This window comes from Amycolatopsis sp. GA6-003, assembly GCF_046267895.1.
In the GTDB taxonomy this organism is placed as follows: Bacteria; Actinomycetota; Actinomycetes; order Mycobacteriales; family Pseudonocardiaceae; genus Amycolatopsis.
The window spans coordinates 4,391,509-4,405,337 of the sequence record NZ_CP176499.1 but is presented as its reverse complement, the minus strand read 5'-3'; the positions used below and the strand labels follow the sequence as shown (position 1 = coordinate 4,405,337).

13 protein-coding genes are annotated in these 13,829 nt (G+C 68.0%); 8 read left to right on the top strand and 5 right to left on the bottom strand.

Features of this window, described 5'->3' with window-relative positions; translation table 11 throughout:
• Window positions 1–105: 105 nt before the first annotated feature.
• From F9C12_RS19485 to yhjD, 3 genes are all read left to right on the top strand, one after another.
• A complete protein-coding gene (locus F9C12_RS19485) occupies window positions 106–393 on the top strand; it encodes a hypothetical protein (RefSeq protein ID WP_409466818.1) in 288 nt (95 codons plus the stop codon).
• 329 nt (window positions 394–722) lie between these two features.
• The gene (gene trpS, locus F9C12_RS19480) at window positions 723–1,742 is read left to right on the top strand and encodes a tryptophan--tRNA ligase (protein WP_409183373.1); all 1,020 of its coding nucleotides are present in this window, start codon (window positions 723–725) and stop codon (window positions 1,740–1,742) included.
• A 67-nt stretch (window positions 1,743–1,809) separates the two neighbouring features.
• Complete coding sequence (gene yhjD / locus F9C12_RS19475) at window positions 1,810–2,823, top strand: inner membrane protein YhjD (protein WP_409183372.1); 1,014 nt, start codon at window positions 1,810–1,812, stop codon at window positions 2,821–2,823.
• A 56-nt stretch (window positions 2,824–2,879) separates the two neighbouring features.
• Here yhjD and F9C12_RS19470 read toward each other — a convergent pair whose 3' ends face one another.
• Window positions 2,880–4,109 carry a D-alanyl-D-alanine carboxypeptidase family protein gene (locus F9C12_RS19470; protein ID WP_409466817.1) on the bottom strand — a complete coding sequence of 410 codons (1,230 nt, stop codon included), beginning with the start codon at window positions 4,107–4,109 and terminating at the stop codon, window positions 2,880–2,882.
• A gap of 42 nt (window positions 4,110–4,151) precedes the next feature.
• Here F9C12_RS19470 and F9C12_RS19465 point away from each other — a divergent pair, with 42 nt between their 5' ends.
• On the top strand, window positions 4,152–4,397 hold the full coding sequence (locus tag F9C12_RS19465) for an SCO4848 family membrane protein (protein WP_409183370.1): 246 nt from the start codon (window positions 4,152–4,154) through the stop codon (window positions 4,395–4,397).
• Window positions 4,398–4,475: 78 nt separating this feature from the next.
• Window positions 4,476–5,858, top strand: a complete 1,383-nt coding sequence (locus F9C12_RS19460; RefSeq protein WP_409466816.1) for a S8 family peptidase — start codon at window positions 4,476–4,478, stop codon at window positions 5,856–5,858.
• Between the two features lie 65 nt (window positions 5,859–5,923).
• Here the strand turns inward: F9C12_RS19460 and F9C12_RS19455 are convergent, their stop codons facing one another.
• Genes F9C12_RS19455 through sdhC form a run of 4 tightly spaced genes read right to left on the bottom strand, consistent with a single transcriptional unit; the run spans window position 5,924 to window position 9,357 of the window.
• A complete protein-coding gene (locus tag F9C12_RS19455; RefSeq protein ID WP_409183368.1) occupies window positions 5,924–6,697 on the bottom strand; it encodes a succinate dehydrogenase iron-sulfur subunit in 774 nt (257 codons plus the stop codon).
• On the bottom strand, window positions 6,697–8,451 hold the full coding sequence (sdhA, locus tag F9C12_RS19450; protein ID WP_409466815.1) for a succinate dehydrogenase flavoprotein subunit: 1,755 nt from the start codon (window positions 8,449–8,451) through the stop codon (window positions 6,697–6,699). Before sdhA ends, F9C12_RS19455 begins: the two co-directional genes overlap by 1 nt.
• 35 nt (window positions 8,452–8,486) lie before the next feature.
• Window positions 8,487–8,903, bottom strand: coding sequence for a succinate dehydrogenase hydrophobic membrane anchor subunit (locus F9C12_RS19445; protein ID WP_101435902.1), 417 nt, complete (start codon window positions 8,901–8,903; stop codon window positions 8,487–8,489).
• Between the two features lie 4 nt (window positions 8,904–8,907).
• Entirely contained in the window at window positions 8,908–9,357 is a 450-nt protein-coding gene (gene sdhC / locus F9C12_RS19440; protein WP_078870582.1) for a succinate dehydrogenase, cytochrome b556 subunit, read from the bottom strand.
• 542 nt (window positions 9,358–9,899) lie between these two features.
• Here sdhC and F9C12_RS19435 point away from each other — a divergent pair.
• From F9C12_RS19435 to F9C12_RS19425, 3 genes are all read left to right on the top strand, one after another.
• Window positions 9,900–11,045, top strand: coding sequence for a BMP family protein (locus F9C12_RS19435; protein ID WP_409183366.1), 1,146 nt, complete (start codon window positions 9,900–9,902; stop codon window positions 11,043–11,045).
• An 80-nt stretch (window positions 11,046–11,125) separates the two neighbouring features.
• Window positions 11,126–12,691: an ABC transporter ATP-binding protein gene (locus F9C12_RS19430; protein ID WP_409466814.1), complete on the top strand. Its 1,566-nt coding sequence runs from the start codon at window positions 11,126–11,128 to the stop codon at window positions 12,689–12,691.
• A complete protein-coding gene (locus F9C12_RS19425) occupies window positions 12,688–13,785 on the top strand; it encodes an ABC transporter permease (protein WP_409183364.1) in 1,098 nt (365 codons plus the stop codon). The genes F9C12_RS19430 and F9C12_RS19425 overlap by 4 nt, the downstream gene beginning before the upstream one ends.
• Window positions 13,786–13,829 lie beyond the last annotated feature (44 nt).

The following is a 13,829-nucleotide window of genomic DNA, read 5'->3' as shown; positions in this document are numbered from 1 at the left end:
CCAGCGCTTCGCTCGTCCGTCACCCCGTCAGGGGCGGTCGGACGGACGCCGGTCCGCGACGCGGTGCGGGACGGTCGCGGTGCTGGCAGCCGTGCCCTGGCGGTCGTGAGCGGCCGGGTGCTGGCGGTGCTGGCGACGATCCTGGTCGCGGCCGCCGGAACGGGTGCGACGGCGTTCGCGGACGACAATGTGGTCCGGGCGGAAACGACGTCGACCGGCTTCGGGATGCTCGGACCGGTCGGCCTGGTCGCGGTGGGCTTCGGAGTCCTCGGGATGGCACTGGGCGTCCTCCGGCAGCGGCGCAAGGCCCGCGCCAAGGCGCTCGAGGCGATAGCCGCCGGGGCCGAGGAGCCGCCCCTGGAACCGGCTGCGCTGAATCTGCGGCAGTCCTAATCGGCTGGCTGGTTGCTGAGACTTCTCGCGGCGCGAACCGCTCCCGCCCAGGCTCTGGAACTGACTCCGGCTGCGCTGAACCTGCGGCAGTCCTAGTTCGCTCCCCGGTCCTCCCGCAACCGAGATCTTCCGCGGCACCGGACCGTCAAGCAGCGGTGAAATCCTTGGCTCCTTCCCCTGTCCGCAGGCCTGCTAGGCCGCGCATCGGCAGCTCCTTCCCGGAACCAGATACCCAGGCGCAGGCCGCCGAAACGTCCTGTCTGCCCGTCCGTTCCGCGAACCGCCGAGCCCGCGGCGAAGCCTTCTCCGCAGCCTGAAAGAATCTCGGCGTGTCTGACGAACAGAACGGTCGCCTGCGGGTGCTTTCCGGGATTCAGCCCACTGCCGACTCCTTCCACCTCGGCAACTACCTCGGCGCCCTGCGTCAGTGGGTGCGGCTGCAGGACACCCACGAGACCTTCTACTGCGTCGTCGACCTGCACGCGATCACCGTCGAGCAGGACCCCAAGGTGCTGCTGGAGCGGACGCGGCGGTCGGCCGCTCAGCTGCTCGCCATCGGGGTCGACCCGGCGCGCAGCGCGCTGTTCGTGCAGAGTCACGTGCCCGAGCACGCTCAGCTGAGCTGGGTGCTCGAATGCCAGACCGGCTTCGGTGAGGCCGGGCGGATGACCCAGTTCAAGGACAAGGCCGCCAAACAGGGCAGCGACCACGCGAGCGTCGGCCTGTTCACCTACCCGGTGCTGATGGCCGCCGACATCCTGCTGTACCAGACGAACGCGGTGCCGGTCGGCGAGGACCAGCGGCAGCACCTCGAGCTGACCCGCAACCTCGCGCAGCGGTTCAACAGCCGGTTCGGCAAGACGTTCGTCATGCCGGAGCCGTTCATCGTCAAGGACACCGCGAAGATCTACGACCTGCAGGAGCCGACGGCGAAGATGAGCAAGTCGGCGGCGACCGGCAACGGGCTCATCGAACTGCTCGAGGACCCGAAGCGCTCGGCGAAGAAAATCCGTTCCGCGGTCACCGACACCGGCCGCGAGGTCCGGTTCGACCGCGAGGAGAAGGCCGGCGTCTCCAACCTGCTCACGATCTACTCGGCGCTGACCGACCGGACAATCGCCGACCTCGAAACCGCTTACGAGGGCAAGGGTTACGGCGATCTCAAGAAGGATCTCGCCGAGGTGCTCGTCGACTGGGTCACGCCGCTGCAGGAGCGCGTTCAGTCCTATTTGGACGATGTCGCCGAGCTGGACCGGATCCTCGCCGCGGGTGCGCACCAGGCGCGCGAGGTCGCGTCGGCCACGCTCGCGTCGGTGTACGAGCGGATCGGGTTCCTGCCCGCCGGCTGATCGCGACCGGTAACCGGGCGGGCACGCTCGCGTTGCGGCGCCCGGTTGCCGTGGTTAGCGTTTTACAGTGGCGAACGAGACCGGTGACAAGGAAAAGCTGCTGCCCCGGCTGCGGCGGAAGTACCCGTGGCTGGATCACCTGATCCGCGCCAACGACTCCTTCAACGAAAACTACGGCAACCATTACGCGGCGGCGATCACGTATTTCAGCGTGCTGTCGGTGTTCCCGATCTTCATGGTGGCGTTCGCGATCGTCGGCATGGTGCTCGGGCACAACACCGCTGTGATCGACCAGATCACGCACGGGATCGACAGTTCGGTGCCGGAGGGGCTGCGCGGCCTGGTCAAGCAGATCACCGACGCGGCGCTGAAGTCCGGCAGCGGCATCGGGATCTTCGGGCTGCTGCTGGCGGCCTACTCCGGCATCGGCTGGATGGCCAACCTCCGCGACGCGCTCACCGCGCAGTGGGGGCAGGAGAAGAAGACGGAACCGTTCGTCAGCAGGACGATCAAGGACCTGCTGTCGCTGATCGGGCTTGGACTGGCGCTGATCGTGTCGTTCGCGATCACCGCCGCGGGCAGCGGCCTCGGCGAGCTGCTGCTGGAACTGGTCGGGCTGGAAGGCCAGGGGTGGGCGAAATTCCTGCTGCACCTCGCGACGATCGTGCTTAGCCTCATCGCCAACGCGCTCGTCTTCCTGTGGGTGATCGCCCGGCTGCCCCGGGAGCACGTCGAACTGCGGAGCGCGGTCAAGGGCGCGCTCATCGCCGCGGTCGGATTCGTCGTTTTGCAGCAGGTCGCGACGATCTACCTGGCGAGCGTCACGAAGTCCCCGTCGGCCGCGATCTTCGGGCCGGTGATCGGGTTGCTGGTGTTCGCGAACCTGGTTTCGCGGTTCCTGCTGCTGGTGACGGCGTGGACGGCGACCGCGCGGGAGAACCAGCGACGCGTCGTGCAGCCGCCCGCTCCGGTGGTGCTGGAGCCGCGGGTGACGGTGCAGCACGGGCTCGGAATCGGCTCCGTAGCGGGCGCGTTCAGCGCTGGCGCGCTGCTGGCTTGGCTGGGCAGGCGGAAGAACTGACACCGGGAAAAGGGCCTCCTCGAGCGAATCGAGGAGGCCCTTTTGCTATGCCGGAGTTACCCGCGCACGTTGCGTTTGCGCTGGTAGCTGAGGACGAAGCCGGCGATGATGATCAGGAGCACCACCACCGTCAGGATCCAGCCGGTCGTCCCGAACGGGTCCGGCTTCTCCGCCGCCGCGGTCGTCGCGCCAGCGGGAGTGACGCCCTTGTCCGACATCGGGGCGGCGTCGGAGGACAGCGGCTGGTAGGCGATCTGACCGACCGGCTGCGCGCCGTTCTTCTCCAGCGCGAAGCCGTAGTCGAGCAGTTTCGCCGCCTGGTCGACCACCTTCGTCGGGCGCTGCTCGGCCCGCATCAGCACGATCGCGAGGCGGTGCCCGTCGCGTTCCGCGCCGCCGACGTACGTGTGCCGCGCGTCGTCCGTGAAGCCCGTTTTCCCGCCGAGGAAACCGGGGTACACGCCGAGCAGCTTGTTGTCGTTGAACACCGGGATCGGCGGTTTCCCGTCGACGGCCGGGATCGTGTACGTCTTCGTCGCGACCGCCTTGGCGAACTCCGGCTGCTTCATCGCGTAGTGGAAGACCAGGCTCAGGTCGTACGCCGAGGTCGACATGCCCGGTCCGTCGAGGCCGGACGGGGACGCCGCGCGGGTGTCGGTCGCGCCGATGCGGGCGGCGAGCGCGTTCATCTTGGTGACCGTCGCGTCGACGCCGCCGAGCGCGGTCGCGAAGGCGTGCGCCACGTCGTTGCCCGAATGCATCAGCAGGCCGTGCAGCAGCTGGTCCACCGTGTAGCGGCCGCCCGCGGCGATGCCGACGCAGGTGCATTCCTGCTCGGCGTCCTCCTTCGTCGGGACGATCACCTGCTCCGGCTTCATCTCGGTGACCACCACCAGCGCCAGCAGCGTCTTGATCAGCGACGCCGGCCGCTCCCGCGCGTGCGGGTCCTTCGCCGCGACGACCGCGCCGGTGTCGAGATCCTGCAGCACCCACGACGCCGAGGTGTCGCCCGCGGGCAGCGGCGGCGCGCCCGGCGGGAGGATCGGACCGCAGCCGCCGAGCCGGTCGCCGCCGACGGGCTGGGCGGGCACCGGAAGCGGCGGCGGGACGGTCTGGCCCGGCTTCGGCTTCTCCGAGGTGTCCACCGGGGGCGGCGGCACGGCGTGTTCGGTGCATTGCTCCGCCAGCGCCGGTGCGGCGAGGGCGACGGGCGCGGCGAAGACTGCGAGGGCTGCGGCGAGTGTCGCGGCGAATGCTCGCTGCGACCGGGCGAAAGCGGGGTGCACCCACGCAATCTAGCGCCGATGGCCCGGCGGCATACTCGAGACATGCGCATTTCCCGAGGTACCGCGATCGCCTTGTTCGCTTTCGGCATCTGGTCCTGGATCATTTGGATCACGTTCGCCAAGAATCTGTGGGCCAGCAACCAGTCGTGGGCGGCCGACGGTTCGCCCACCGGGTACTTCATCGTGCACGCGGTGCTGACGGTCGTTTCGTTCGTGCTCGGCACCGCGATCGGGGTGCTCGGCTGGCGCGGCATCCGGGCGACTTCGCGGGATCGCGCGAACACCTGATGCGGCGAAGCGACCTTCGGCCGGTGGCGGGGCGCGTCCGTGCGGCTTAGTTTCGGGCGAGACGACCATGGAGGCTGAATGTCCCGTTTACGTCGATTGCTCGTTCCCGTCGCGGCGGCTGGGATCGCCGCCGGTGCGGTGGCCGCGCCAGCGTCCGCCGCGCCCGCGCCGTCGTGCGATGCCACCAGTACGCAATACAGCTACGTCGTGCTGTATCAACCGGGTGAGAAGCAGAGTTCGGTCGATGCGGAGCTGGCCGCCAAATGCGGCAAGCGGATCGCGTACTACCCGGAGATCGGAGTCGCGGTCGCCAGCTCGCGCAACGCGGACTTCGCCGAGCGGATCGGCGTGAAACGGGCGTACTCGGGAGGCAAGGACGTCGCCGCGCAGGCCGCCGCCCGCTCCGGACTGCGCTCGGCGGTCGGGACGCTGGAGCGGACGGAGAGCGTCGCCACTAGTGACGATTTGTCGACTCAGCAGTGGGACATGCGGGCCATCCACGCTCCCGAGGCGAACAAGATCAACCCCGGTTCGCAGTCGGTCACCGTCGGAGTGCTGGATTCCGGCATCGACGCCAAACACCCCGCGCTCGCGCACGCGGTAGACCCCCGCTCTTCGACCGGTTGTGTCACCGGCGCGCCGGACGCCTCCGCGTGGACCCCGACGAACTCCGACCACGGCACGCACGTTGCCGGCACCATCGCGGGCAAGGACGCTAAGCGCGGCTTCACCGGCATCGCGCCGGGCGTGCGCTTGGCGTCGGTGAAGGTGGTGAGCGACGAGGGCTACATCTTCCCGGAGGCGGCCGTCTGCGGCTTTGTCTGGGCCGCGCAGCACGGTTTCCAGGTGACGAACAACAGCTACTACATCGACCCCGGGATGTTCTACTGCCGCAACGAAGCGGGCGACGCTGCTGCGTACGAGGCCGTACGGCGCGCCGTGACGTACTCGACGCAGCGCGGAACTCTCAATGTCGCCGCGGCGGGGAACTCGGGCTTCGACGTCACGAAGCAGACTGTCGACCCGAACCGTCCACACAAGATCGACTCTTCGTGCGGCATCCTGCCGAAGGCGATCGACGGAGTGGTAACGGTGTCTGCAGTTGGTTACGCGGGCACGAAGTCTTCGTACTCCAACTACGGGGCGGTCACGGTTACCGCGCCGGGCGGGGATTTCGCGCAGCAGCCGCCTTCTGGACAGGGCGAGGGCTGCACGTTGTCAACGGTTTTCAACGGCGCGTACGGCACTAAGTGCGGCACTTCGATGGCTTCGCCGCACGCGGCTGGGGTCGCGGCTTTGCTGGCGTCTACGCACCGGAACGCGCCACCGCAGGCTTTGACGGCTTTGCTTACCGCGGAAGCGGATCCGGTGGCCTGCGAGGTGTCGGCTTGTGAAGGGTCGAAGCAGGACAACTCGTATTACGGGCACGGTTTGGTGAACGCGCTGGACGCGGTTCACTAACCGCGGCAACGAAAACGGCCCTCGTCCCGAATGCTCGGGCGAGGGCCGTTTTCTTGGCTCAAAGATCAGACGCGCTTGAAAAGCAGCGCCCGCTTCACTTCCTGAATCGCCTTCGTCACCTGGATGCCACGCGGGCAGGCGTCGGTGCAGTTGAACGTCGTGCGGCAGCGCCACACGCCCTCACCGTCGTTCAGGATGTCCAGCCGCTCCTCGGCGCCCTCGTCGCGGGAGTCGAAGATGAAGCGGTGGGCGTTGACGATCGCCGCCGGGCCGAAGTACGAGCCGTCGTTCCAGTAGACCGGGCAGGACGACGTGCAGCAGGCGCACAGGATGCACTTGGTGGTGTCGTCGAACCGGTTGCGGTCGGCCTGGGACTGGATCCGCTCGCGGGTCGGCTCGTTGCCGTAGGTGATCAGGTACGGCTTGATCGCCCGGTACGCCTCGAAGAACGGGTCCATGTCGACGTAGAGGTCCTTCAACGTCGTCAGGCCCTTGATCGGGGCGATGGTGATCTCGGTCTTCTTGCCGCTCTTCTCCAGCAGGTCCTTCAGCAGCACCTTGCAGGCCAGCCGGTTGATCCCGTTGATCTGCATCGCGTCCGACCCGCACACGCCGTGCGCGCACGAGCGGCGGAACGCGAACGTGCCGTCGATGTAGTCCTTGACGTAGAACAGCAGGTTCAGCACGCGGTCGGTCGGCTGCGCCGGGACGTCGTAGGTCTCCCAGTGCGGTTCGGAGTCGACCTCCGGGTTGAACCGCAGGATCTTCAGCGTGACCTGGATCGGCGTGTGCTCGTCGGACGCCTTGGAGGAGGGCGCCTCTGGGGTGGCCGTCGTCATCAGTACTTCCGCTCCATCGGTTCGTAGCGGGTGAAGGTGACCGGCTTGTAGTCGAGCCGGATGTCGGCCGACAGCCCCTCGCCCTGCTTGTAGGCCATGGTGTGCCGCATGAAGTTCGTGTCGTCGCGGTTCGGGTAGTCCTCGCGGGCGTGGCCGCCGCGGGACTCCTTGCGCGCGATCGCGCCGACGACCAGCACCTCGGCCAGCTCCAGCAGGAAGCCGAGCTCGACGGCCTCGAGCAGGTCGGTGTTGTACCGCTTGCCCTTGTCCGCCACGGTGATCCGCTGGTAGCGCTCCTTGAGCGCCTGGATGTCGGTCAGCGCCTGCTTCAGCGTGTCCTCGGTCCGGTACACCGAAGCGTGCGAGTCCATCGTCTGCTGCATTTCCTTGCGGATGTCGGCGACGCGCTCGTCGCCGTGCTCCGACAGCAGCAGGCTCAGCTGGTCCTCGACCAGCTGGGTCGGGTTCTCCGGCAGTTCGACGTGGTCGTGCGACAGCGCGTACTCCGCGGCGGCGATGCCCGCGCGGCGGCCGAACACGTTGATGTCCAGCAGCGAGTTCGTGCCCAGCCGGTTCGACCCGTGCACCGACACGCAGGCGACCTCGCCCGCGGCGTACAGGCCGGGGATGACGTGCTCGTTGTCGCGCAGCGCCTCGCCGTGGACGTTCGTCGGGATGCCGCCCATGACGTAGTGGCACGTCGGGAACACCGGCACCGGCTCCTTGACCGGGTCGACGCCCAGGTAGGTGCGGGAGAACTCGGTGATGTCCGGCAGCTTGGTCTCGAGGACCTCGACCGGGAGGTGGGTCACGTCGAGGACGACGTAGTCCTTGTTCGGTCCGCAGCCGCGGCCCTGCAGCACCTCCTGGACCATCGACCGGGCGACGATGTCGCGCGGCGCGAGGTCCTTGATGGTGGGGGCGTAGCGCTCCATGAACCGCTCGCCGTCGGCGTTGCGGAGGATGCCGCCCTCGCCGCGCACCGCCTCGGAGATCAGGATGCCGAGGCCGGCCAGGCCGGTCGGGTGGAACTGGAAGAACTCCATGTCCTCGAGCGGAAGGCCCTTGCGGAAGATGATGCCGAGGCCGTCGCCGGTCAGGGTGTGCGCGTTCGAGGTGGTCTTGAAGATCTTGCCCGCGCCGCCGGTGGCGAACACGATCGACTTCGCCTGGAACACGTGCAGCTCGCCGGTGGCCAGCTCGTAGGCGACCACGCCGGAGGCGATCGGGTTGCCGTCCTCGCCCTCGGAGAGGATCAGGTCGAGCACGTAGAACTCGTTGAAGAACTCGGTGCCGTGCTTGACGCAGTTCTGGTACAGCGTCTGGAGAATCATGTGGCCGGTGCGGTCCGCGGCGTAGCAGGCGCGGCGCACCGCGGCCTTGCCGTGGTCGCGGGTGTGCCCGCCGAACCGGCGCTGGTCGATCTTGCCCTCGGGCGTCCGGTTGAACGGAAGGCCCATCTTCTCCAGGTCGAGGACGGCGTCGATGGCCTCCTTGGCCATGATCTCCGCGGCGTCCTGGTCGACGAGGTAGTCACCGCCCTTGACGGTGTCGAAGGTGTGCCATTCCCAGTTGTCCTCTTCGACGTTCGCCAGCGCGGCGCACATGCCGCCCTGTGCCGCGCCGGTGTGGGACCGGGTCGGGTAGAGCTTGGTGAGGACCGCGGTGCGGGCGCGCTGACCGGACTCGATGGCGGCGCGCATGCCGGCGCCGCCCGCGCCGACGATCACCACGTCGTACTTGTGGAACTGCATAGGGAAAGACTCCGCTAGCTAGTGGTGGGTGCGCCTCAGGAGGCAGGCATCTCGGGGTCGAACGTGAAGATCACCATCGTGCCGACGGCCAGGATGAGCACCATCGAGACGTAGAGCAGGATCTTCAGCCAGAACCGGGTGGAGTCCTTGCGCGCGTAGTCGTCGATGATCGTGCGCAGGCCGTTGCCGCCGTGGATCTCGGCGAGCCACAGCATGGCCAGGTCCCAGAACTGCCAGAACGGCGAGGCCCAGCGGCCGGCGACGAAGCCCCAGTTGATGCGGTGCACGCCGCCGTCGAGGATGTTCATGATGAACAGGTGGCCCAGCACCAGGATGATCAGCGCGAGCCCGGAAATGCGCATGAACAGCCAGCTGTAGAGCTCGAAGTTGCTGCGCCGGGCGGCCGGGCGCCGCGGCGAGCGCGGCTTGTCGAGGATCAGAGCGTCGGCCATGGGATCAGGCACCCCCGAAAAGCGTCTCGACGGTGCGCTTCAGCATGAAGAACGCACCCGGAACCATCACGACCACCCACACGACGCCGATGACCCAGAGCATCGTCTTCTGGTACTTCGGGCCCTTGGCCCAGAAGTCGACCAGCAGCACGCGCAGCCCGTTGAGCGCGTGGAACAGCACCGCGCCGACAAGGCCGACCTCGAGCAGGTTCACGATCGGCGTCTTGTACGTCTCGATGACCTGGTCGTAGGTGTTCGGCGACACGCGCACGAGCGCGGTGTCGAGCACGTGCACGAACAGGAAGAAAAAGGTCAGCACGCCGGTGATGCGGTGAAGCACCCAGGACCACATGCCGGGGTCGCCCCGGTAGAAGGTTCCCTGCCGGCGTGAGGCACCCGCCCGATCGCTAGCTCCTGCCCCGCTTTCGGTGGCAGTGCTCGCCGTGGTGGACATCGGTGAACGGCCTCCAACGTCATGACTGTCGTGCCCGGGTGACCGGTGAGGTCCGCACCCGAGGCCGGGGTCGGTCCACTGGGGACAACTCCGGCGACGGTGCCGAGATCAGGGGCCATCGAGCGTGGATGCATGGATGCTAGACCCGACCCCAACGCGCGGCTCACCTCCGGGTTCCTCTCTGTGATGGACCAGACACCGGTGACCACGGCAGACCACTCGGACGTGTGGTCTGGAGCACGTCTGAGCTGGCCGTGAGGGGAACCCGGAAGGACGCTGCTTCCCCCAGGGGTCCCTTCGCGGACTTTCGGGGGCCACGGTGAGTGAGCGCGGGCGGCAGGGCGGCGGCAGTTGATCACGGTCGGCGCCGGAATGGTCGCGGATCAGACCTCCGAGTAAACGTTTGTGTTACGTAGCGTGCCGTTCCTATGGCGGTTACCCGGCGGTTGGGTACGGTCTGCCAGTTGAGCCCGGCGACCGTGACCGGGCCGTTCCTGGATCGTCCGCTGGATCAGCGGGGAGGGAGACACACGTTGCGTCGCATGCGTGGAACCGCGCTGGCCGCCGCGACCATGGCTGGGGTGCTTGCACTGGCCGGGTGCGCGAAGGACACCGGGGGAAGCAACAACAACAACGCGTCCGGTTCGGACGGCAATTCGGGCTCGAACTGCATCACCGCCCCGAAGCCGCCCGCAGCGCCGGCCGCCGCCACGAGCAGCAGCGCCGCCTCGGGCAAGGTCGACGGCAGCAAGCTCAAGGTCGGCCTGGCCTTCGACGTCGGCGGCCGCGGTGACGCTTCCTTCAACGACGCGGCCGCCGCGGGGACCGACCGGGCGAAGTCTGACCTCGGCGTCCCGACGGTCAACGAGAGCACCGCGAGCGCGAGCGAGAGCGAAGCCGCCAAGCAGCAGCGGCTCGAGCAGATGGCGCAGTCGGGCCTGAACCCGATCATCGCGGTCGGCTTCGCCTACGCGCCGTCGGTGAAGACGGTCGCCGCGAAGTACCCGAACACCAAGTTCGCGATCGTCGACGACGACTCGATCAGCCTGCCGAACGTCACGCCGCTGGTCTTCGCCGAGGAGCAGGGCTCGTTCCTGGCCGGCGTCGCCGCCGCGTACAAGAGCAAGAAGTGCCACGTCGGCTTCGTCGGCGGCGTGAACACCCCGCTGATCCAGAAGTTCGAGGCGGGCTTCCTGCAGGGCGCGAAGGCCGTTTCGAGCAAGATCAAGATCGAGGACGAGTACCTGACGCCGGCCGGCGACTTCTCCGGCTTCCAGGACCCGCCGAAGGGCAACGCGAAGGCGGCCGCGGAGATCTCGCGCGGCGCGGACGTCGTCTATCACGCCGCTGGCGCCTCCGGTAAGGGCGTGTTCGACGCGGCGAAGCAGAACAACGCGCTGGCCATCGGCGTCGACTCCGACCAGTACAACCAGAAGACCGTCGCCGCCGACAAGGACATCATCATCACCTCGATGATCAAGCGCGTCGACGTCGCGGTCTTCGAGTACCTGCAGGCCGTCGCGAAGGGCGACCTGAGCACGGTGCCGAAGCGCTTCGACCTGAAGTCCGACGGCGTCGGCTACTCCACCTCCGGTGGCAAGGTCGACGACATCAAGGACGTGCTGGACGGGTACAAGGCCCAGATCGTCTCCGGCGCCATCAAGGTCTCGGACAAGCCGGCCAAGTAACGCTCACGACGCGGCAGGGCTCGGAAGGATCTTCCTTCCGGGCCCTCACGCGTTTCCGACAGAACGGGATGTCCCCTCCGATGACCGAGATCGAGGCCGAAGCCGTCCCCGACCGGGGCGTGCCGGCCGTCCAGCTGACCGGGATCACCAAACGGTTCCCCGGCGTCGTCGCGAACTCCGACGTCAACCTCACCGTCGCGGCGGGCGAGGTGCACGCGCTGTGCGGCGAGAACGGCGCGGGCAAGTCGACCCTGATGAAGATCCTGTACGGGATGCAGCAGCCCGACGAGGGCAGCATCGCCATCAACGGCGCCGAGGTGAGACTGCGCAACCCGCAGGACGCCATCCGGGCCGGGATCGGCATGGTGCACCAGCACTTCATGCTCGCCGACAACCTCACTGTCGCGGAAAACGTGTTCCTCGGCGCGGAATCGCTGCACGGCATCGGCCGCGCGGCGCGGGCGCGGCTGCAGGAGCTGGCGAAGCGGACCGGGCTGCACGCGAAGCCGGACGCGCTGCTGGAGGAACTCGGCGTCGCCGACCGCCAGCGCGTCGAGATCGTCAAAGTCCTTTACCGCGGCGCGAAAATCATCATCCTCGACGAGCCGACCGCCGTGCTCGTGCCGCAGGAAGTGGACGCGCTGTTCGCCACCGTCCGCGAGATGCAGGCCGACGGGTACACGTTCCTTTTCATCTCGCACAAACTGGACGAGGTGCGCGCGATCGCCGACACGGTCACCGTGATCCGGCGCGGCACCACGGTCGGCACCGCTGATCCGAAGAAGATCACCAGCCGCGAGCTGGCCGAGATGATGGTCGGGTCGGAGTTGCCGAGCCCGGAGACGCGCGAGTCGACGGTGACCGATCGCGAGGTGCTGCGGGTACGCGAGCTGCGGCTGTCCGCCGAGGGGTCCGAGCGCAACGTGCTCGACCACATTTCCTTCACCGTGCACGCGGGCGAGGTGCTCGGCATCGCGGGCGTCGAGGGCAACGGCCAGACCGAACTGGTCGAGACGATCATGGGGATGCGCAAGGCGAGCGGCGGCCACATCGAGCTGACGCCGCCCGACGGCGAGACGCACGACCTGGTCAAGCTGGGCACGCTGGCGCGGCGAGAGGCGGGCATCGGCTACATCGCCGAGGACCGCACGCGGCACAGCCTGCTGCTCACGCAACCGTTGTGGGTCAACCGGATTCTCGGGTACCAGACGCGGGAACCGGTGTCCGGCGGGCAGTTGCTCAACATCGCGGGCGCGCGCGAGGACACCGAGCGGATCGTGCGCGAGTACGACGTCCGCACGCCCGGCATCGACGTTCCGGCCGCCGCGCTGTCCGGCGGCAACCAGCAGAAGCTGATCGTCGGCCGCGAGCTGTCCGGCAATCCGGTGCTGCTGATCGCTTCGCACCCGACGCGCGGGGTCGACGTCGGCGCGCAGGCGCTGATCTGGGAACAGATCCGCCAGGCGCGTGCCGACGGGCTCGCCGTGCTGCTGATCTCCGCGGACCTCGACGAGCTGATCGGGTTGTCCGACACCATTCGCGTGATGCTGCGCGGGCGGCTCGTGAGCGAGGCGAACCCGGCCACCGTCACTCCGCAGGAACTCGGTTCCGCCATGACCGGCGCCGAAGAAGGTGAAGACTCATGAGTTCGTGGCGCACGCGGCTGTTGCCGCCCCTGCTCGCGATCGCGTTCGCGGTGATCCTGTCCGCGATCGCGCTCGTCATCTCCGGCGCCGACCCGTTGCAGGCGTACGGGACGATGATCGGCCAGCTGTTCAAGGGCTCCACCGCGGTCGACACGGTCAACCTCGCGACGGTGTACTACCTCTCCGGCCTCGCGGTGGCGATCGGGTTCCAGATGAACCTGTTCAACATCGGCGTCGAGGGCCAGTACCGGTTCGCCGCGGTGGTCGCCGCGATCATCGGCGGGGCGCTGCAATTGCCGCCGGTTGTCCACACCATCGTGATCCTGCTGGTGGCCATCGTTTCCGGTGCGCTGTACGCGACGATCCCGGCGGTGCTCAAGGTGACCCGCGGCGTCAGCGAGGTCATCTCGACGATCATGCTGAACTCGATCGTCGCCGGCATCATCGCCTTCCTGATCAACGCCGACCAGTTCGGCGTGCAGACCGGCAACAACATCGGGACCAGGGTGATCGCGCCGTCCGGCCGGATCCCGGGCATCCCGGTCGGGTCGGGCACGCTGTTCGGGTTCGTGCTCATCGCGATCGTGATCGGCGGCGCGTACTGGTTCATGTTGAACCGCACCAGGTTCGGCTTCGAGCTGAAGGCGAGCGGCGAGTCCGCGACGGCCGCCGCGGCCGGCGGGGTGAGCGCGAAGAAGATGACGCTCATCGCGATGCTGCTCTCCGGTGCGGTGGCCGGTCTGGTCGCCATGCCGGAACTCCTCGGCCGCGACTACTCCTACGGCATCACCGCGACCCAGATGTACGGCTTCACCGGCATCGCGGTCGCGCTGCTCGGCCGTAACCACCCCGGCGGCATCGCGTTCGGCGCGCTGCTGTGGGCGTTCCTCGACACCTCGGCGGTGTCGCTGGAGCAGATCAACGTGTCCAAGGAAATCGCGACGATCATGCAGGGCATCATCGTGCTCTCGGTCGTCGTGGCGTACGAGATCGTGCGCCGGGCCGACCTCGCCGCGGAACAGCGCAGGGTCGGCAGGGCGCTCGCCGGCAACGGCCGCAAGGGCGCCTCGGTCGCGGAAGGCGGTGCGGTGTGACCACCACGACGGAGTTTTCCCGGCCGGGACCGGAATCCGGGACG

Coding starts and splice junctions, on each gene's coding strand:
- F9C12_RS19465 (WP_409183370.1), top strand. CDS start 4,152: ATGCGCATTTCCCGAGGTACCGCGATCGCCTTGTTCGCTTTCGGCATC.
- sdhA (WP_409466815.1), bottom strand. CDS start 8,451: ATGCAGTTCCACAAGTACGACGTGGTGATCGTCGGCGCGGGCGGCGCC.
- F9C12_RS19445 (WP_101435902.1), bottom strand. CDS start 8,903: ATGGCCGACGCTCTGATCCTCGACAAGCCGCGCTCGCCGCGGCGCCCG.
- sdhC (WP_078870582.1), bottom strand. CDS start 9,357: ATGTCCACCACGGCGAGCACTGCCACCGAAAGCGGGGCAGGAGCTAGC.
- F9C12_RS19460 (WP_409466816.1), top strand. CDS start 4,476: ATGTCCCGTTTACGTCGATTGCTCGTTCCCGTCGCGGCGGCTGGGATC.
- F9C12_RS19430 (WP_409466814.1), top strand. CDS start 11,126: ATGACCGAGATCGAGGCCGAAGCCGTCCCCGACCGGGGCGTGCCGGCC.
- F9C12_RS19425 (WP_409183364.1), top strand. CDS start 12,688: ATGAGTTCGTGGCGCACGCGGCTGTTGCCGCCCCTGCTCGCGATCGCG.
- F9C12_RS19435 (WP_409183366.1), top strand. CDS start 9,900: ATGCGTGGAACCGCGCTGGCCGCCGCGACCATGGCTGGGGTGCTTGCA.
- F9C12_RS19455 (WP_409183368.1), bottom strand. CDS start 6,697: ATGACGACGGCCACCCCAGAGGCGCCCTCCTCCAAGGCGTCCGACGAG.